The 18,072-nt window shown below is 62.4% G+C and carries 17 protein-coding genes; 11 read left to right on the top strand and 6 right to left on the bottom strand.

The annotated features are described in order from the left end of the window. Window positions 1-6: 6 nt before the first annotated feature. Together J2046_RS11285 and J2046_RS11290 are read right to left on the bottom strand one after the other, a co-directional pair. Entirely contained in the window at window positions 7-1,131 is a 1,125-nt protein-coding gene (locus tag J2046_RS11285) for an LLM class flavin-dependent oxidoreductase (RefSeq protein ID WP_210051774.1), read from the bottom strand. A gap of 71 nt (window positions 1,132-1,202) precedes the next feature. Beyond that, window positions 1,203-1,814 (bottom strand): NADPH-dependent FMN reductase, encoded by a 612-nt coding sequence (locus J2046_RS11290; protein ID WP_210051775.1) that lies wholly within the window; start codon window positions 1,812-1,814, stop codon window positions 1,203-1,205. A 214-nt stretch (window positions 1,815-2,028) separates the two neighbouring features. Between J2046_RS11290 and J2046_RS11295 the strand changes: the two genes are divergently transcribed. Next, window positions 2,029-2,727 (top strand): GntR family transcriptional regulator, encoded by a 699-nt coding sequence (locus J2046_RS11295; protein WP_233469697.1) that lies wholly within the window; start codon window positions 2,029-2,031, stop codon window positions 2,725-2,727. A 6-nt stretch (window positions 2,728-2,733) separates the two neighbouring features. On the opposite strand, the gene J2046_RS11300 is transcribed toward J2046_RS11295, so the two are convergent. Then, the gene (locus tag J2046_RS11300) at window positions 2,734-3,894 is read right to left on the bottom strand and encodes an LLM class flavin-dependent oxidoreductase (protein ID WP_210051776.1); all 1,161 of its coding nucleotides are present in this window, start codon (window positions 3,892-3,894) and stop codon (window positions 2,734-2,736) included. Continuing rightward, complete coding sequence (locus J2046_RS11305) at window positions 3,891-4,673, bottom strand: alpha/beta fold hydrolase (protein ID WP_210051777.1); 783 nt, start codon at window positions 4,671-4,673, stop codon at window positions 3,891-3,893. The genes J2046_RS11300 and J2046_RS11305 overlap by 4 nt, the downstream gene beginning before the upstream one ends. A 224-nt stretch (window positions 4,674-4,897) precedes the next feature. Between J2046_RS11305 and J2046_RS11310 the strand changes: the two genes are divergently transcribed. The 6 genes from J2046_RS11310 to J2046_RS11335 all read left to right on the top strand — a co-directional run bounded on the left by J2046_RS11310 (window position 4,898) and on the right by J2046_RS11335 (window position 13,340). Continuing rightward, window positions 4,898-5,689, top strand: a complete 792-nt coding sequence (locus J2046_RS11310) for an SDR family NAD(P)-dependent oxidoreductase (RefSeq protein WP_210051778.1) — start codon at window positions 4,898-4,900, stop codon at window positions 5,687-5,689. A gap of 154 nt (window positions 5,690-5,843) precedes the next feature. After that, window positions 5,844-7,307, top strand: a complete 1,464-nt coding sequence (locus tag J2046_RS11315) for an NAD-dependent succinate-semialdehyde dehydrogenase (protein ID WP_210051779.1) — start codon at window positions 5,844-5,846, stop codon at window positions 7,305-7,307. Between the two features lie 43 nt (window positions 7,308-7,350). Further along, entirely contained in the window at window positions 7,351-9,051 is a 1,701-nt protein-coding gene (locus J2046_RS11320) for a thiamine pyrophosphate-requiring protein (protein WP_210051780.1), read from the top strand. Between the two features lie 13 nt (window positions 9,052-9,064). Further along, entirely contained in the window at window positions 9,065-10,288 is a 1,224-nt protein-coding gene (locus J2046_RS11325) for an alpha-hydroxy acid oxidase (RefSeq protein WP_210051781.1), read from the top strand. A gap of 23 nt (window positions 10,289-10,311) precedes the next feature. After that, complete coding sequence (locus J2046_RS11330; protein WP_210051782.1) at window positions 10,312-11,967, top strand: thiamine pyrophosphate-requiring protein; 1,656 nt, start codon at window positions 10,312-10,314, stop codon at window positions 11,965-11,967. Beyond that, window positions 11,964-13,340 carry an FAD-binding oxidoreductase gene (locus J2046_RS11335; RefSeq protein WP_210051783.1) on the top strand — a complete coding sequence of 459 codons (1,377 nt, stop codon included), beginning with the start codon at window positions 11,964-11,966 and terminating at the stop codon, window positions 13,338-13,340. Before J2046_RS11330 ends, J2046_RS11335 begins: the two co-directional genes overlap by 4 nt. A gap of 12 nt (window positions 13,341-13,352) precedes the next feature. Here the strand turns inward: J2046_RS11335 and J2046_RS11340 are convergent, their stop codons facing one another. Further along, a complete protein-coding gene (locus tag J2046_RS11340) occupies window positions 13,353-13,856 on the bottom strand; it encodes a hypothetical protein (protein WP_210051784.1) in 504 nt (167 codons plus the stop codon). A gap of 132 nt (window positions 13,857-13,988) precedes the next feature. On the opposite strand from J2046_RS11340, the gene J2046_RS11345 reads away from it, so the two are divergent. The 4 genes from J2046_RS11345 to J2046_RS11360 all read left to right on the top strand — a co-directional run bounded on the left by J2046_RS11345 (window position 13,989) and on the right by J2046_RS11360 (window position 16,357). After that, on the top strand, window positions 13,989-14,378 hold the full coding sequence (locus J2046_RS11345; protein WP_210051785.1) for a GFA family protein: 390 nt from the start codon (window positions 13,989-13,991) through the stop codon (window positions 14,376-14,378). A 48-nt stretch (window positions 14,379-14,426) separates the two neighbouring features. Next, window positions 14,427-14,852, top strand: coding sequence for a metal-dependent phosphohydrolase (locus tag J2046_RS11350; protein WP_210051786.1), 426 nt, complete (start codon window positions 14,427-14,429; stop codon window positions 14,850-14,852). A gap of 73 nt (window positions 14,853-14,925) precedes the next feature. Further along, the gene (locus J2046_RS11355) at window positions 14,926-15,705 is read left to right on the top strand and encodes an SDR family oxidoreductase (RefSeq protein ID WP_210051787.1); all 780 of its coding nucleotides are present in this window, start codon (window positions 14,926-14,928) and stop codon (window positions 15,703-15,705) included. A gap of 91 nt (window positions 15,706-15,796) precedes the next feature. After that, complete coding sequence (locus J2046_RS11360) at window positions 15,797-16,357, top strand: isochorismatase family protein (protein ID WP_210051788.1); 561 nt, start codon at window positions 15,797-15,799, stop codon at window positions 16,355-16,357. Here the strand turns inward: J2046_RS11360 and J2046_RS11365 are convergent. Then, window positions 16,311-17,936, bottom strand: coding sequence for an ABC-F family ATP-binding cassette domain-containing protein (locus tag J2046_RS11365; RefSeq protein ID WP_210051789.1), 1,626 nt, complete (start codon window positions 17,934-17,936; stop codon window positions 16,311-16,313). The two genes, J2046_RS11360 and J2046_RS11365, sit on opposite strands and share 47 nt — an antisense overlap. Window positions 17,937-18,072 lie beyond the last annotated feature (136 nt).

Consider the following 18,072-nt stretch of genomic DNA (forward strand, 5'->3'; position numbering starts at 1 on the left):
TCCCTCTCAAAGACCAGCAACATGCGGCGCGACGCGATCGCGGAACAGTTCCATGCCACGGCGGACGACACTGCCCGGCATGTTGCCGACCTTGATGGTCAGGTTGAGCAAACCGCAGCCGAGCTCCTGGTTGAGGCGGGTGATCTGCTTGACGACCGATTCCGGGCTGCCGCAGATGATCGAGCCCGCCTCGATCTGCTCGTCGACGGTGCGGTTGCGTAGCATCGCGAGCCGCTTCTGGAAATTCTCGCCGACATCGGTGCCGGTATAGTAGCGGCTCTGCTGCAGCACGAGTTGCTGGGCGGAGCGCTGCGGGCGCATCAGCGTCTGGTGGAAATAGGTCTGGGCGGAGGCCATGTGCTCCTTGGCCTCCTCATCCGTATCGGCGATGCAGATCTGCTGGCCGACGAGGATATCGTCCGGCGTCGGTTCCCAGCCATAGCCGCGGGAGACATTCCTGAAGTGCTCGATCGCCTTCCTGGCTGCCCCCAGATCCTGGATGAGGGTGATGCCCATGATCGCCCGCATCTTGGCGACGAATTCCGCCGATTCTTCATTGCTCGCCGACATCAGGATGCGCGGATAGGGCTTCTGGATCGGTTTCGGCCAGATGGAGACGGCCGGGAACTGATAGTGCTCGCCCTCCCAGCCGAAGGGTTCGTCCTCGGTCCAGCACTTGATGATGAGTTCGGTCGCTTCGCGGAGCCGGCTGCGGGATTCGCTCGGCGGGATGTTGTAGGCGATATATTCATGCGGGATACCGCGCAGGAAGCCGGCGATCAGGCGGCCACCGGACATAACGTCAATCATAGCATATTCCTCCGCAACGCGGATTGGATTGAGCAGCGGCAGCAGGTTGCCGACGATCGCAATCTTCGCCTTCTCCGTCTGGCGAGCGAGCACGCCAGCGATCAGGTTGGGGTTCGCCATCAGGCCATAGGGGCTGTAATGGTGCTCGTTACAGCCGACCCAATCGAAGCCGTAATTCTCGGCATCGACCATCTCGTCGACATATTCCTTGTAGAGCGCCTGGATGCGCCGGCTGTCGATATCGCGGGTGCTGACAGGCCACTCGTGCGGCAGCTTGTCATAATCCGGATAGGGCATCAGGTGGAAGAAGTTGAACTTCATGGAAAACTCCGCAAAGACCGCCGTCCCTTAAGATGCCAGGCGGTTCCGGTGATGACGAAAGAGAAGAGGGATCAGTGGGCCGCGACGAGGCGCGGCGCGACCTCTTCGACGCGGGCCGCCATTGCCATTTCGGCGAAGCTGACGACCTGCAAGGCGACGATTTCAAGTGCCTGGGCGACTTCGCGCTTCGCCGGCTGGCCATCGACGAAGGGCTTGTCGTTGGACTTGATCGTCGCCGCATAGGGCGTCGGCCAGCCACGTAATGCATGGACGATGGAACGCAGCCCGGCCAGCGCCGTGCCAAGCGCCTGGTCGCCGCTGGCGCAGACGATGCAGCCGACGGCGCGACCATCGAAATAGGAGCGCTCGTCCTCGCGCATGTCTTCCGTATAGTCGATGGCGTTCTTGATCATGCCCGACATGCCGCCGTGATAGCTCGGCGTCGCGATCACGATGCCGTCTGCGCGACGGAGCGCCTGGATGAGGCGGCGTGCGGCCGGCGTGCGATGAGAAACGCCGGGATCGAAGAGCGGCAGCTCAAGTGCTGCGCCGCAGATGATGTCGATTTCGGCGCCGGCCCTTTCGGCGACGGAGAGGCAATAGCGAAGGGCGAGCTCGGAGCTCGAACCGGGGCGCTGCGTGCCGCCGATGCCGACGATGAACGGCTTTCTGGTCTGGACCATGATCATTTCCTCCTCCCTCGGCCGAAGCCGACTGCCTTATCAGGCATCCTGATCAAATTTTTGTATACCGTTTACGAATAAGTCAAGCCTTACATGTCATTATTAAATAAGTTTCCCAAAATTGGTATACACTTTTTGACGATTGGCCTTTATCGACTGCTGCCTTATCTTCCCGTGATGAATGCGAACCATGGGTGGCAGCTTGAAGAACGAGATGACCAGAGAGGGCAGCAAGGACGCAGCGACGCAGAGCGCGGTCGAAACAGCCTATCGCCGCATCCGGCATATGATCCTCACCGGCGAGATGCGCTCCGGCGACAAGCTGCTCGAAAACCAGCTCGCCACCACAATCGGCGTCTCCCGCACACCTATCCGCGAAGCGCTGAACCGGCTGAATGCCGAAGGCCTCGTGGTGCTGGAACGCTACCGCCGCGGAATCGTGGCGGATTTCTCGCTCGAAGATGCGATCGAAATTTTTCGCCTGCGCGCAATCCTGGAGGGCCATGCGGCCGGCCGAGCCGCAACGCGGATTTCCGATACCCACCTCGACCGCCTTCAGGACCTGGAGCGGGTGATGGAGAAGCAGTTCGAGGAACTCGGCTGGAACGAACATCTCGAAGGTTTCGACAAGCTGAACGCCGAATTCCATGCGGTGATCGCGTCCGCCGCCGAAAGTCCACGGCTGGAAAAGATCCTCGCCTCGTCGCTGGAGCTGCCGGCCTCGATCTTCAACCGCTATTCCGAGCCCGTCGAAATGCGCACCCGCCGCACCCACGCCCAGCACCGGGAAATTCTTTCGGCGCTGAAGGCCCGCAACCCCGAATGGGCGCAAGCGGCCATGAACGCCCACCTCTTCTCGCTGCTGCCGACAGCCTCGGGATCGCTGGAGCATGAAGCAGGTAACGTGGGTTGATCCGGGCTAAGCCGCCTTCTTCGCCGTCACGTTCCTGAGATAGGGCATGACTTCCTTGGAATAGATCTCCATGTTCTTGCGTGTCAGCTCCGCCGGCAGCGTGCCGAACTGCAGGAGCGTCAGGAGGTGGCCGAAGCCGATCTCAGCCTGGTATTCCTCCAGCTTCTCGCGCACTGTCGCCGGACTGCCGCAGATGAACTTGCCCTCTTCGATGACGCTGTCGATCGTCTGCTTCATCGAATGGCCGGCCTTGGCGGAGAGCGCGCCGACCATGGATTTGACCGAGGTGTAACCCGGCGGAAGCAGCATCTCCATCGGCATACGCAGGAACTTCTGCAGGAAGGCCTCGATATGCTGCTTGGCTTCCCTGCGGGCAATCTCGTCGGTTTCGGCGACGTAAAGCGGCAGCGACCAGCCGAGCTGGTCCTCGGTTGCCTCATAGCCGTAACCGGCAGCGACGTCCTTATACATCTTCATGTAACGGGCGACGGTCGAAACCGAGGCGAAGGTCTGGAGATAGGTGTATTTGCGGTCCGGATGGGCGGCCCACTCGATCGTTTCGCTCGACCCCTGGCTTGGGATCCAGATCGGCGGATGCGGATTGTCCTGATAGACCCGCGGCCAGACGTTCACGTATTCGAAATTGTAGTGCTTGCCTTCGAAGACGCTCGGCCCCGGCTGGGTCCAGGCCTGCAGGATAAGGTCGTGCGCTTCCTGGAAGCGCTCGTGGCTGAAGGCTGGGTTGACGCCCCAGGAATGGTATTCGGCGCCGATGCCGCGCACCATGCCGGCGATCAGGCGGCCGCCAGTGATGTTGTCCACCATCGCGAATTCTTCGGCGACGGTGAGTGGGTTGTTGAGGAGCGGCAGGGCGCGGCCGAGAATGGCGATCTTGACATTCTTGGTGCGGCGGGCAAGCGCGCCGGCCATGACACCCGGGATCGGCATCAGACCGTAGGCGTTCGAATGGTGCTCGTTGACGCAGATGCCGTCGAAGCCGAGCTGGTCGGCATATTCCAGCTCGTCCAGGTAACGGTTGTAGAGCTGATGGCCCTTCTTCGGGTCGAAATAGCTGTTCGGCAGCGTCACCCAGGCGGAATCGTGCTTCTCGTCATAGGACAGATCGAGATCCGCATAGGGCATCAGGTGCATGAAGTAGAATTTCATCGCGTTGCCTCCCCAATGAAGCCGCCGACCAGTTGGACGAAACGGTCGGTCTTTTCGATCTGCGGCAGGTGGCCGCAATTTTCGATGATCTCAAGGCGCGAATTGGGGATGAGCTCCTGCCAGGCCGGTCCGTATCCAGCAGGCACGACCTTGTCGTCATCGCCCCAGACGATCAGCGTCGGCACCGAGATGCGGTGCAGCCACTTGTGCAGGTCGGGATTATAAAAGCGCGGTTCCCAGGCGAGCTTGGCCGTGGTGAGCTTGTTCTTCAGAGTGGTTTCGAGCCCCTCCTTGGATGGCGGGATCGCCAGTATCTGCTCTGCATAGGCCTGGTCGTGGAATAGGTTGCGGGCGGTCTGTTCCGCATTCCACATGAAGACGTCGCCCTTGCGCAGGCCCTTCACGCGGATGCCGGCCGGCGCAATCATGGTGAGCGATGCGAGCTTGGTGCTGTTGCGGATGGCGATCTCGGCCGAGAGCCAGCCGCCGATCGAACCACCGACGAGATTGACCTTGTCGAGGCCGAGATGGTCGATGACGTCGAGATAGAAGAAGGCGAGATCGGACATGCCGTCCAGCCATTCCGGAGAATCGGACGCGCCGAAGCCTGGATGTTCCGGCACGATGACCTCGTAGGTCTCGGAGAGTTTTTCCATGAAGGGCGCCCAGCGCGGGGCGCCACTCGAACCGTGCAGGAAGAGCAGCGGCGCGCCCTTGCCTCCCCGCATGAACCGGATCTTGCAGCCGGTTATGGTTTCCGTGCTTTCGGTAAAGCTCATCGGCGTCCTACCTCCCCGGCTTGCTCGATACCGCAAATGGCAGATGCTCCTCCGCACCCGCAACTGGCGGCAATCTGTATAACCTTTTCGGGTGGGTCAATATGATTTTGTCAAATTTTGATTGATAATAGCAAATTTCTAGCTTGCTTCTTTGACGATTGCATACAAAGGTGGCTCCTCCCGGGAGGGCATAGCCGGCTCACCAGAGCCGCTGGGAGGAGAAAATGCAGGCGGAAGAACTGTTCGATCTGAAAGGCCATGTGGCGGTGGTCACTGGGGCGGCGAGCGGGCTGGGACTGGCGATCACCAAGACGCTCGCGGCCAATGGTGCGCATGTGGCACTGCTCGACCTGAACGCGGACACGCTAGCAGCCGCCACCAAGTGGATGAAGGACCACGGCTATTCCGCCGAAAACCATGAGGTCGACGTGTCGGACAGCGCCGCCTTGCGGACGACGATCGACGGCGTCGCCGAGCGGCACGGTCGTCTCGATATTCTCGTCGCCAATGCCGGCATCAGCGGCGGCCCTAATTCCCGCACCAACGCGGGCGCCATCGAGAATGTCAGTGACGAGCTGTGGAAAAGGGTGGTGGATGTGAACCTCACCGCCACCTTCGTCGCCATCCAGTCCGCTGCCAAACATATGAAGAAGCAGACGAGCGGACGCATCGTCGCGATCGCCTCCATAGCCGGATTGCGGGGCGACCCAATGACCGGTTATGCCTATGCCTCTAGCAAAGGCGCCGTCGTCAACCTTGTCAAGCAGGCTTCCTGGGAGCTGGCACCTTATAACGTGCTGGTGAATGGCATCGCGCCAGGCCCGTTCCGCACCAATATCGCCGGCGGTCGCATCCGCGAACCGGAGGTGGAAAAGGCCTTCGCCGACACCGTGCCGCTCGGCCGCATCGCAGAGACCGACGAGATCATGGGACTCGCCCTGCTGCTCTGCTCGAAAGCGTCCAGTTTCATGACCGGCGCGGTCATCCCGATCGACGGCGGCACCGTTGCGATCTGAAACATGCAGCGATCCAGGGTATGGCGAAATGCCGGAATTGACAATATCAGGCTCCCTGTTTTATCCCCTGAAAGCAGGAGGCGGCGAACTGCGGCGTCACGCGTGCAAATGACGAATGGCAACGCACCTTTCTATTGAAGCCGGAGGAACGACCATGAACATCGCGACCAGTTCTCCCCCCTCTTTCGAGGCGTATAAATCCCCGCGCCTGCTGATCGACGGCGTCTGGCTGGAGGACAGCGATCGCAAGACGCAGCCCGTCATCAATCCGGCCACCGAAAAGGCGATCGGTACCGTGCCGCATGCCACGGCCGAAGACCTCGACCGGGCGCTGGAAGCGGCGAACCGGGCCTTTCCGCTGTGGCGCGCCACGAGCCCGCGCGAGCGCGGCCGCATCCTGAAACGCGCCGCCCACCTCATGCACGAGCGGCAGGAAGACATCGCCCGCCTCGCGACCCTTGAAATGGGCAAACCGATCGCCGAGGCGCGGCTGGAAACCCATTTCGCATGCGAGGAGATGGAGTGGTTCGCCGAGGAGGGCCGTCGCACCTACGGCCGCGTCATTCCGGGCCGTCTCGGCGAGACCCGCTTCCAGGTGGTCAAGGAGCCGGTCGGCCCGACCGCCGGCTTTTCCGCCTGGAATTTCCCGGTCGGCAACGCCGCCCGCAAGATGGGCTCGGCGCTGGCCGCCGGCTGCACGATGATCTACAAGCCGGGCGAAGAAGCTCCTGCAGCGGCAGCGGCCGTCGCCCAGTGCCTGATCGATGCGGGCGTGCCGGCGGGCGTCATCGCCGTTGTCTACGGCGTGCCGGATTTCATCTCGCGTCACCTGCTTGCCTCGCCGGTCATCCGCAAGATCTCCTTCACCGGTTCCGTGCCGGTCGGCCAGCACCTCATCCGACTTGCTTCGGAAGGCCTCAAGCGGACCACGATGGAACTCGGCGGCCATGCGCCGGTGCTTGTCTTCGACGATGCCGACCAGACGTCCGCCCTGGAGATGTCCGTGCAGCGGAAATACCGCAACAGCGGCCAGGTCTGCGTCTCGCCCACCCGCTTCTACATCCAGGACAAGTCCTACGAGGCCTTCTGCGCCGGATTTGCGGAAAAGGCCTCGAAGCTGAAGGTCGGCGACGGCCTCGACCCTTCGAGCCATATGGGGCCTCTGGTGCATGCCCGCCGCCGCGATTCGATCGAGGCGCTGGTGCGGGATGCGACCTCGAAGGGCGCAAAACTCCTGGCCGGCGGCCACCGTGTCAACAACGAGGGTTTCTTCTATGCCCCGACAGTGCTCGCCGACGTGCCGGATGACGCCCGCATCATGAGCGAGGAGCCGTTCGGCCCGGTCGCGGTTCTCAACCGTTTCTCCGATTTCGACGACGCCATCGCCAAGGCCAACAATCTTCCCTACGGCCTTGCGGCCTACGGGTTCACCAATTCGCACAAAACCATCGCCCGGCTCTCCGACAATCTGGAAGCCGGCATGGTGGGCATCAACTCCTTCAACATCTCCATGCCGGAGACGCCCTTCGGCGGCGTCAAATACAGCGGTCACGGCTCCGAAGTCGGCATCGAAGGGGTAGAGGCTTACATGGTCACGAAGACGATCAGCATCACTTGAGCCGGCGGATTTTTAGATCAAGAGTTTTCAGGAGGAGACTGCCATGAAACATGTAAAACCGACCGGCCCTTTCGCCGCGGAAGCCGTGCTGACCCATATGAAGGCTGCCGGCATCGACGTGCTTTTCGCCAACGGCGGGACCGATTTCCCATCGATCATCGAGGCCTTTGCCCGCCAGTCGGAGACGGGGCTGGAGATGCCCGAACCACTGGTCATCCCGCATGAGGGCGTCGCCGTGGGCATGGCGCACGGCTACTACCTGATGACCGGCAAGCCGGCAGGCGTGATCGTCCACGTCAATGTCGGGCTCGCCAACTCCGTCATGGGCCTGATCAACGCCCGGTCTGAGAACGTGCCGATCATGATGTTCTCCGGCCGCACGCCGATCACCGAACATGGCCGCTTCGGCTCGCGCTCCTCGCCAATCCACTGGGGCCAGGAGATGTTCGACCAGGCCGGCATGGTGCGCGAAGCGGTCAAGTGGGATTACGAGCTGCGTTATCCGGAACAGGCGGGAATCGTCATCGACCGCGCCATGAGCATTGCCATGAGCGAGCCGCGCGGGCCCGTTTATCTCAGCCTGCCGCGCGAGGCACTGGCCGAAGGTGCGGAGATTGTGACTGGCCATCGTTCGACCGTTGCACCCACGTCCTACGGTCCGGCCGATCCGGCGCTTGTCGCCGAGGCCGCCGACCTGCTCGCCAAGGCAAAGAACCCGCTCGTCATTACGCAGAGCCCGGAGCTTGCTTCCGATTTCGAGCCGCTCGCAAGCTTCATCGACAAATACGCCCTGCCGACCGTCGAAATGTGGGCGACCCGCCTGGCACTGCCCTCCGATCATCCGATGATGGTAGGCCGCGACTCGACGCAGGTGCTGAAGGAAGCCGACGTGGTCGTGGTCATCAACGCCGCGGTTCCGTGGATCTCCGATCATACTGCCCCCGCCGAAGGCGCCAAGGTCATCGCAATCGGCCCGGACCCGCAGCATAGCCGCGTGCCGATCCGCAGCTTCCCGATCGACATCGCACTCGCCGGCGGCACCAACAAGACAATCGCAGCGCTCGCAGCAGCCATGGCGGAAAAGGTGCCGGCGAGCGAAACCTTCTCTGAGCGTCGTGAGAAATGGGCCAAGGTGAAGGCAACCCAGTTCGAAGCGGCCGCGAAGCGTGCTGCCCTCGGCAATGGTTCGCCGATGACGCCAGCCTATGTGAGCGCTTGCGTCTCCGCCATTATGGACGAGAAGACCACCGTTGTGAATGAACTTGGCATCGATCCGTCGGTGATGGAGTTCAAGCACCCGAAGTCTTTCTTCTCGACGCCGCTTTCCGGCGGTCTCGGCTTCGGTCTTACGGCGGCGCTCGGCGCCCAGCTCGGCGACCGTAGCCGCCAGGTGATCGCAACGATCGGCGACGGCTCCTACATGTTCGCCAACCCTGTCGCCTGCCACCAGACGGCAACCGCCCTGAAGCTGCCGCTGCTGACGATCGTCTTCAACAACGGCATCTGGAATGCCGTGCGCCGCTCGACGCTCTACATGTATCCGGACGGCAGTGCAGCGACCGCCAACACCATGCCGATCACCGCGCTCGATCCGGCTCCGGATTATGCGGCCGTCGCCCGCGCCCATGGCGCCCATGCGGAACGCGTCGAGACCGGCGCGGACCTGCCGGCAGCGCTGCAAAGGGCACTTGCCGCGACCAAGAGCGGCCGGCAGGCCATGCTCGAAGTCATGGTCTCCTACTGAGAAGGCGTCGGCGATGGGGGGAGGAACCGGAGACAACGCAAAGACGCTGGCGGAACTCCGCCGGCGTTACCCGATGGTCAGCGATCTCGAGAAGCGGGCGAAATGGCGTATTCCGCGTTTCGCCTACGAGTTTCTGCAGGGCGGCGCCGGAGACGAGACGGGGCTGAACCGCAACCGTTCGGCGCTGAAGGCGGTCGAGGTCGTGCCGCGCTACGGCATTGACGTTACCAAGGTCGATACCTCCGTCGAACTCTTCGGCCATCGTTACGCCGCACCGATCGGCATTTCGCCGATCGGCCTCGATGGCATGATGTGGCCAGGAGCAACGGAGCGTTTCGCCCAGGCCGCCCAGGCCCATAACATCCCCTATATGGTCGGCACGCTCGCCTGTTCAACGATCGAGCAGGTGGTGGAATGGGCGCCCGACGTCACCTGGTTCCAGCTCTACCCGATGGCTCCGGACAATCATCGGTACAGTCTCGAAATGGCCGAACGCGCCCGTGTGGCTGGCGCGAAGGTTCTTGTCGCCACTCTGGATGTGCCGGTACGTGCCAAGCGACCGCGCGATCTGAGGAACGGTCTCGTCATGCCCTTCCGGCTGACGCCGAAGACGATGATACGGGCGGCGATGGCGCCGCTGTGGCTCGGTGCCGTCCGCCGGAACGGCATGCCGACCTTTGCCAATATGGCGACGTTCGCCGGCGGCACGGATCACGGCGCGACGGCAGGCTTCGTGCAGAAACATATCGGCGGCGGCTTCCCGTGGGAGCAGATCGCCAGGCTGCGCGACAAATGGCCGGGCCCGATGATGGTCAAGGGCGTCATGCATCCGGCGGATGCGGAAAAGGCGCTGGAACTCGGCCTGAACGGTGTCGTCGTCTCCAACCACGGCGGCCGCCAGTTCGATGCCGCGCCGGCGACGATCGACGTGCTGCCGGAGATCGCCCGCATCGTCGGCACACGCGGCACCGTGCTGTTCGACAGCGGCGTCGTTTCCGGCGTCGACATGCTGCGGGCGCTTGCCTGCGGCGCGCATTCCTGCTTTGCCGGGCGCGCCTTCATGCTGGGGCTTTCCGCCCTCGGCGACCATGGCGCCACCCATATGGCGCAGGCCTTCATCGAGGAATACCGCATCGCGCTCGGCCAGAACGGGCTCTTGAGTTCCGACGAGGCCCGCCGCGCGCCCGTGCGCCATCCCGGCGCCTGGACCGCAGAGAATTTCAAACTTCGTAGCTAATCCGTTCCCGGGAGGGGAAACCCATGAAAGTCGCAGACGCCATTGCCGAAATCTTGAAGCGCGAAGGGATTGAGATCGTCTGCGGTTATCCGGTAAACCACGTTCTCGAGCACGTCGCGATGGCCGATATCCGCCCGATCATCGTGCGCCAAGAGCGTCACGGCCTGCACATGGCCGACGCCATGTCACGCTTGAGCTCCGGCAAAACGATCGGCGTCTTCGCCATGCAGCTTGGCCCGGGCACGGAAAACGCCTATGGCGGCATCGCCCAGGCCTATTCGGAATCGGTTCCGATCCTCGTGTTGCCGATGGGCTACGAGCGCCGCATCGCGCATGTGGACCCGAACTATAACGCCACCCGCTCGATGCGAGATATCACCAAGTCGGCCGAGCCAATCACGCTCGCGGAAGAAATTCCCAACATTTTTCGTCGCGCTTTCTCAAAACTTCGCAACGGCCGGGGCGGACCCGTTTTGATCGAGATCCCCAACGATATGTGGCAGCACGAAGTGCCGGAACCGCTGAATTATCGGCCGGTCCTCGCCACCCGCTATGGGCCTGATCCGGCGGCGGTGAAGGAAGCCGTCGACCTGCTGCTCGCCGCCAGGCGCCCGGTTCTTTATGCCGGCCAGGGCGTCCATTATGCCGAGGCCTGGCCGCAGCTGAAGGAGCTTGCCGAACTGCTGGCGATCCCGGTCTCGACCAGCCTCGAAGGCAAGAGCGCGTTTCCAGAAACCCATCCCCTTTCAGTCGGCGCTGGCGGTGCTGCGATCTCCAAGACGCTCCGGCATTTCCTCGACACGTCAGACCTCATCTTCGGCATCGGCTGCTCGTTCACTGAAACCGCCTTTGGTGTGCAGATGCCACTCGACAAGACGGTGATCCACGCCACCCTCGATCCGGACCATGTCAACAAGGACATCGAGGCCAAGGTGGCGCTGATCGGCGATGCGGCGCTGACGCTCGATGCCGTTCTCGCTGAACTCAAGGCCCGCAAGATCGAGACCCGCGACAGCAAGGATGTCGCCGCCGAGATCGCGAAAGTGCAGGAAGAATGGCTTTCGGAATGGATGCCGAAGCTGACCTCGCAGAGCAAGCCGCTCTCGCCCTACCGCGTCCTCTGGGACCTGCAGCACACGGTGGATATCGAGAACACGATCATCACCCATGACGCCGGCAGCCCGCGCGACCAGCTTTCGCCCTTCTGGAAATCGGTGAAGCCGCTCACCTATATCGGCTGGGGCAAGTCCACCCAGCTCGGTTACGGCCTCGGACTGGCCATGGGCGCCAAGCTCATGCATCCGGACAAACTCTGCATCAACGTCTGGGGCGACGCGGCGATCGGCTTCACAGGCATGGATTTCGAAACTGCGGTGCGCGAACGCATTCCTATCCTGTCGATCCTGCTCAACAACTTCTCCATGGCCATGGAACTGCCGATCATGAAGGTCTCGACGGAGAAATACCGCTCGACCGATATATCCGGCGATTACGCTGCCTTTGCCCGCGCCCTTGGCGGCTATGGCGAGCGCGTTATCGATCCGGACGAGATCATCCCGGCGATCCGGCGCGGCGTCGAACAGACGCAGAAGGGCGTGCCGGTCCTGCTCGAATTCATCACCACGCAGGAAATCGCCCGCTCGCGTTATCACCGCATGCTGACGGGTGAGAAAAAATGAGCGACCTGCAATCCACCCTCGACGCGCTGAAGCTGCATTTCGGCGAGCGGCTTTCTACCGCCGACGCGGTGCGCGAGCACCACGGCCATGACATGTCCCGCCAGCCGACACGGCTGCCGGATGCCGTGGTCTATGCCGAAAACGAGGACGAGGTGGCGCGTGTCGTCTCGGCCTGTTTCGAAGCGGGCATTCCAGTCACGCCGTTTGCGGCCGGTTCCTCGATGGAAGGCCATACGATCCCGCTCAAGGGCGGGATTTCGCTGGACCTCACCCGCATGAACCAGATCGTAGCGGTCAACCATGAGGATTTCGACGCGCAGGTGCAGGCGGGTGTTACTCGCAAGCAGTTGAACGCCCATATCCGCGATACCGGCCTTTTCTTCCCGATCGATCCCGGCGCCGACGCCTCGCTCGGCGGCATGGCCTCGACCCGCGCCTCCGGCACCACCGCAGTGCGCTACGGCACGATGCGGGAGAACGTACTGGCACTGCGTGTCGTCACCCCGCAGGGCAGGATCATCACCACCGGGAGGCGGACGAAAAAGTCCTCGACGGGCTATGACCTGACGAAACTCTTCGTCGGTGCGGAGGGGACGCTCGGCGTCATTACCGAGGTGACGGTCAAGCTACACCCCATCCCGGAGACCATCGCATCGGCCGTCTGCACCTTCGAGACGATGCGGGGCGCGGTCGAGACGGTCATTGCGACGATCCAGAGCGGCATTCCGGTCGCCCGCATAGAATTCCTTGACGAAGTCGCCGTCGAGGCGGCGAACCGCCATGCCGGGCTGACGCTCAAGGTGGCGCCGACCCTCTTCCTCGAATTCCACGGCAGCCCGCGCTGGGTGGAGGAGCAGTCCAATACCGTGGCCGAGATCGCTGGCGATCTCGGCGGGTCCGATTTCCAGTGGTCGACCCGCACCGAGGACCGCGAGCGGCTGTGGAAGGCCCGCCACGAGACGATCTATTCCAACCAGACGTTGAGGCCCGGCTGTAGGGCCTTCACGACCGATGTCTGCGTGCCGATCTCCAGGCTGGCGGATGCCGTGCTCGCCGCGCGCGAAGATATCGACAATTCCTTCGTGATGGGCAAGATCATCGGCCATGTGGGCGACGGTAATTTCCATGTCGGCTACCTGATCAAGCCGGAAATTCCGGAGGAACTGGCGGAGGCCGAGCGTCTCGCGGAAAGGCTTTACCAGCGCGCCATGGACATGGGCGGCACGTTCAGCGGCGAACACGGCATCGGCATCTCCAAGCTGAAATATCTCCGCCGCGAACACGGCGATGCGGTCGACATGATGAACGCCATCAAGGCGGCAATCGACCCGAAGGGCATCATGAACCCCGGCAAGCTCGGCCAGGTCGGATAATCCTCTCCTGCCTCACCGGCTGAGATCGATGCGGCTCGTCACCACAGACTTGCCGCTCGCCGGATCGTTGTCCACCGTCTGAAGACGGAGACGGTCATTGCCGATCCTCTCGATCGTCATTTTGGCGGCGCGGTCGCCGTTCGTCACCCGTGCCCAGCGGACACCAAGATTGATCGCATTGCCCCGCCTGTTGCCTGCAAGCGTCGAAGATTGGCCTGACGGCCCGACATAGGTGCCGCGATAGCCATGGTCGGATGCCCGGAGATTGGCGGAGATTTTCCGCCGGACGACCAACAGGCCGCGACAGTTTCCGTGCATGGACAGAGCGGTGGTCACGGCCTCAATCGCCAGATGGCAGGTAATGTTGATCGGACGGGCTCCGATGCGCGTCAGCACCATGCCCCTGCCGCTCCAGTTTCCCGCGAGCATCCGCAGAAAATTACCTTCGGCTGCCGGCGAGAGGGACGGCCAGAAAATTGTGGCGGCGATTAAGGCGGAAGCGAGAAAACTACGCATGGCGGTAATCTGTCTTCACGTTTCGCTTCCAACGCCAATTGCTGAACCAGGTTCCGCCGCGCACGCGAAGGTGATGACAGTTGGCCTCCCCTGCCCTACCTGCTCTTCCTCAGGAAACAGGGAGAAGAGAAGATGATCATCCGGTCCGGGGGCTGCCTGTGCGGCAGGGTCAAATACAGCGTGAAGGGTGCGCCGCTCAGGATCGGGCTCTGCCACTGTATGGATTGTCGCAAGGAGAGTGGCTCGAGCTTCGCTACATTCGGAATCTGGCCGCCGCATGCGTTCGAGAGCACAGGCGAAGTCAGATATTTCCAGGGGCGCGGGTTCTGCCCCGAATGCGGCTCGCGCGTCTTCAACGAAAGCAGTGATGGAGAGGAAATGGAGATTCGTGTCGGCTCGCTGGACATGGCGCCAACCGATCTGGAACCCACCTACGAGCTCTGGGTGAAGAGGCGCGAGAACTGGCTTCCGCCACTACCCGTCAAGCAGTTCGAGGAAGACCGAACTGACGCATTGCCCTGACATGCCGCGGGTATAAAGTGCCCACGAAACGCCAAGGAGAATCTTGTCATGGCGAAGAAGGATTTGCTCAAAAAAGCGATCGCGATCGCTACAGAGGCACATCAAGGTCAATCGTCGAAGACCGGCGGACCGTTCATCGAGCATGTGCGGCGCGTGGCCGAAAGCGTGGCGGGCGAGGACGAGAAACTGGTCGCCTGGCTGCACGATGTGGTTGAAAAAGGCCCTGGCTGGACCTTCGCCCGACTGCGTGAAGAGGGTTTTCCGGCATTGGTCATCGAGGCCGTCGATGCGATGAGCAAGCGTGATGGCGAGGACTATTTCGACTTCGTTCGCCGTTCCATCGGGAATCCGCTCGCACGCTCGGTGAAACGCGCCGACCTTACGGACAATCTTGCCCAGATGCGCCAGATGGATGGCGATGGTTCGAAATTTGCCGAGGGCCTGCGTATCCTGAACGCGGAATATCCTGCCTGAGCCCCGGAACCTTGAGCGTTTCCCATCGTTCGTCTTCGCAGTGCGGCATGCCGTTCGAATGCAGGATGGACCTATGGAACTCAGATCTCAGGTAGCTCTGGTAACGGGCGCTGGCTCGGGCATCGGCAGGGCTGCGGCCCTGAAGCTTGCGGGCCAAGGCGCAAAGGTCGGCGTGCTCGGCCGCACGAAAGACGAGATCGATAAAACTGCCGACAAGATCAGGAAAGCCGGTGGTGAGACATTGCCACTGGAGGCGGACGTCTCGGACGAGAAACGGATGCGTGAAGCCCTCGACCGGCTTGCGGAAACGTTCGGCCGTTTGGACATCGTGGTGGCAAACGCCGGCATCAACGGCGTCTGGGCGCCGATCGACGACCTCAAGCCGGAAGAATGGGATAAAACCATCGCCGTCAACCTGCGCGGCACCTATCTCACCTTCCACGCCGCCGTTCCACACCTGAAGAAACGGGGGGGTTCGATCGTGGTTGTCTCCTCGATCAATGGCAACCGCACTTTCAATACCCCCGGCGCGACGGCCTATGTGGCGACCAAGGCGGCGCAAGTCGCAATCGTCCAGCAGCTTGCATTGGAACTCGGCAAGCACGGAATCCGCGTCAATGCCGTTTGTCCCGGCGCAATCGACACGAACATCAACGACAACACGACGGTGCGAAAGGAGAAGGACACGGCCGTGCCGGTGAAGTTCCCCAAAGGCGATATCCCGATTACCGGCGGCAAGGCGGGTGAGAGCGAGGATGTTGCTGATGTCATTCTCTTTTTGGCCTCGGACCGGTCCCGACACGTGACAGGCACGCCAATCTTTGTCGACGGTGGCCAGAGCTTGCTCAGATAGAACGTCCGGCGAGCAGCCGGGACGTATTGAACAGGCTGGCGTCCGCGCGCATTAATGGGCATCGTCAATCGCCTATGTTCAGGAGTTCATGATGGTTCACGAAAAGCCCGCCAACGGCGCCCCCGTCCTCGTTATCGACCTGCAGGCAGGCATGTTCGACGGCCTCGTCGAGCCACCGGTACACGATGCCGATCGCCTGACCGAGCATGCGCGAAAAGTGATCGACTGGGCGCGGCGGGAAGGCCGCAAGATAGCCTTCATCCGCCACGACGGGCCGGAAGGCGATCCGCTTGCGCCGGGAGAGCCGGGTTGGCCGGTCTCTCCGGCGCTCGGCCAGGCCGAGGACGAACCGACCTTCTCCAAGAAGGTCGGCGATGCTTTCAGCAACCCGGAACTCGGCAAGTGGATCGAAGTGCAAGGTGCACCGGAGGTCGTGCTTCTCGGGGCGCAAACGGATTTCTGTGTTGCAGCGACGGTCAAGGGCGCGATGTCCAACGGGCTGAAAGTCACCGTCGTTTCGGATGCTCACAGCACGCTGGACCAGCCGGACGAGGCCGCACCGGCAATCATCAACCGCTACAATGCGCAGTTCGCCGAGGCCGGCGTCAACCTGGTGACGACCGAGGCGCTGACGGGCTCTCAGGGCTTTTGAGCCCAAGTTCCAGCCGGCGGGTGATGCCGATTTCGCTGAGAAACACCTCGTCGTGGCTGACGACCAGAAGCGCGCCGTCATAGGCGTGCAATCCGGCTTCAACCGCAGCAATCGAATCGATGTCGAGATGGTTGGTCGGTTCGTCGAGGATCAGGAGCGACGGCGGTTCCGGCCCGCCGAGCACGCAGGCAAGGCCCGCGCGCAGCATCTGCCCGCCCGACAGCGTACCGACGATCTGCAAGGCAGCATCGGCGCGGAACATGAGGCGCGCCAGCGCTGCGCGGCAGGCATTCTCGTCTGCCTGTGGATTAAGGCGCTTGAAATTGTCGCGTATCGACAGAGCCGAGTCGAGCAGGCTCACGCGCTGATCCAGCATAGCGGTCTTCACCATCACCCGCACCGATCCTTCGAAGGGCTGCAACGTGCCAGTCACGAGCGAAAGCAGCGTCGTCTTGCCCGACCCATTCGGCCCGGTGACAGCGATCCGCTCCGGCCCGGTGATCTCGAAAGAAAGACCGCGCAATACCGGGTGCTCCGGCGCATAACCGGCCGTGACGTTGTCGATTCTCAGCACGACCCTGCTCGCCGGCAGGCCTGTCGGCGGCAGCCTCACGGAAAGCGGCTGCAGGATCTCGATCTTTTCACGCGCGGCGGCGGCTTCTTCCATCGCCTGTGTTCTGCGCCGTTCGGCAAGCCGAGCATTCTCGCCACTGGTGTTCTCCGCTTGCCGTTTCAGCCCGCCGGCTACAATGCGCGGCATGTCGCCCCGCGCTGCCTTCTTCTTTCCGACGCTGTCGCGGCGAGCCTTGCGCTCGACTGTCTCCTGTGCCGTCCGGTTGACCTCCGCCACCCGCTTCTCGGCATCGGCAAGATCGTGCTCCACAGCAGCCAATTCCAGCGCCTTGCGCTCCCGATAGTGGCTCCAGTTGCCGCCATAACGCGTCACCCCAAGTGTCGTCATCTCGACGATCGCATCGACGGTATCGAGCAATTCCCGGTCATGACTGACAATGATTGCGCCACTGCGCCAACCGGCGAGAAGGTCGATCACCGCCCGCCGTCCGTCACGGTCGAGATTGTTGGTCGGTTCATCGAGGATCAGGAAATCCGGCTCGGCGAAGATCAGCGCTGCCAGCCCGGCACGCGTGCGCTGACCACCCGACAGCGTTGCGAGCGGCGTTTCCGCATCGGCATCGAGGTTGGCGCGCGCCAGAGCTTCCGCCATGCGTGCTTCGAGCATCCAGTCGGCGGAGGAGAGTTCATCGGCCGTCGCTTCCCCTCTTTCGGCGCGGGCAAGCAGGTCAAGCGCATCACGTGCACCGAAGAGATCTGCGATCGTTTCGTCCGGCCCAACCTGCACGCTCTGGCGCAGTACATCGAGCGTGCCGAACACGGAAACCGTGCCGGATAAGGGTGAGAGTTCCGCGCTGATCAACTTCAGAAGCGTCGTCTTGCCGACGCCGTTGCGGCCGACAAGGCCTACGCGTTCAGGCCCGAAGCTGAGGTTCAGATGTGAGAAAAGCGGTCTGCCGTCAGGCGTGGACCAGGAAAGATCGGAAAGAGTGATGGAAGCAGGCATGGATAGAGATTCCCCGAATGGCAAGGCGAAGTGGCGTTGCGATCGGGGTGAAATCCATGGTCGACCATCCTGTCGGTGTTGCGGATGGCGGGGAATTTAGGCGGAAAATATGGGCGTTTCAAGACGACTGATGTGG

Origin of the sequence: Neorhizobium petrolearium (assembly GCF_017873175.1) — a bacterium.
Classification (GTDB): Bacteria; Pseudomonadota; Alphaproteobacteria; order Rhizobiales; family Rhizobiaceae; genus Neorhizobium; species Neorhizobium petrolearium.

Coding starts and splice junctions, on each gene's coding strand:
- J2046_RS11285 (WP_210051774.1), bottom strand. CDS start 1,131: ATGAAGTTCAACTTCTTCCACCTGATGCCCTATCCGGATTATGACAAG.
- J2046_RS11290 (WP_210051775.1), bottom strand. CDS start 1,814: ATGGTCCAGACCAGAAAGCCGTTCATCGTCGGCATCGGCGGCACGCAG.
- J2046_RS11295 (WP_233469697.1), top strand. CDS start 2,029: ATGACCAGAGAGGGCAGCAAGGACGCAGCGACGCAGAGCGCGGTCGAA.
- J2046_RS11300 (WP_210051776.1), bottom strand. CDS start 3,894: ATGAAATTCTACTTCATGCACCTGATGCCCTATGCGGATCTCGATCTG.
- J2046_RS11305 (WP_210051777.1), bottom strand. CDS start 4,673: ATGAGCTTTACCGAAAGCACGGAAACCATAACCGGCTGCAAGATCCGG.
- J2046_RS11310 (WP_210051778.1), top strand. CDS start 4,898: ATGCAGGCGGAAGAACTGTTCGATCTGAAAGGCCATGTGGCGGTGGTC.
- J2046_RS11315 (WP_210051779.1), top strand. CDS start 5,844: ATGAACATCGCGACCAGTTCTCCCCCCTCTTTCGAGGCGTATAAATCC.
- J2046_RS11320 (WP_210051780.1), top strand. CDS start 7,351: ATGAAACATGTAAAACCGACCGGCCCTTTCGCCGCGGAAGCCGTGCTG.
- J2046_RS11325 (WP_210051781.1), top strand. CDS start 9,065: ATGGGGGGAGGAACCGGAGACAACGCAAAGACGCTGGCGGAACTCCGC.
- J2046_RS11330 (WP_210051782.1), top strand. CDS start 10,312: ATGAAAGTCGCAGACGCCATTGCCGAAATCTTGAAGCGCGAAGGGATT.
- J2046_RS11335 (WP_210051783.1), top strand. CDS start 11,964: ATGAGCGACCTGCAATCCACCCTCGACGCGCTGAAGCTGCATTTCGGC.
- J2046_RS11340 (WP_210051784.1), bottom strand. CDS start 13,856: ATGCGTAGTTTTCTCGCTTCCGCCTTAATCGCCGCCACAATTTTCTGG.
- J2046_RS11345 (WP_210051785.1), top strand. CDS start 13,989: ATGATCATCCGGTCCGGGGGCTGCCTGTGCGGCAGGGTCAAATACAGC.
- J2046_RS11350 (WP_210051786.1), top strand. CDS start 14,427: ATGGCGAAGAAGGATTTGCTCAAAAAAGCGATCGCGATCGCTACAGAG.
- J2046_RS11355 (WP_210051787.1), top strand. CDS start 14,926: ATGGAACTCAGATCTCAGGTAGCTCTGGTAACGGGCGCTGGCTCGGGC.
- J2046_RS11360 (WP_210051788.1), top strand. CDS start 15,797: ATGGTTCACGAAAAGCCCGCCAACGGCGCCCCCGTCCTCGTTATCGAC.
- J2046_RS11365 (WP_210051789.1), bottom strand. CDS start 17,936: ATGCCTGCTTCCATCACTCTTTCCGATCTTTCCTGGTCCACGCCTGAC.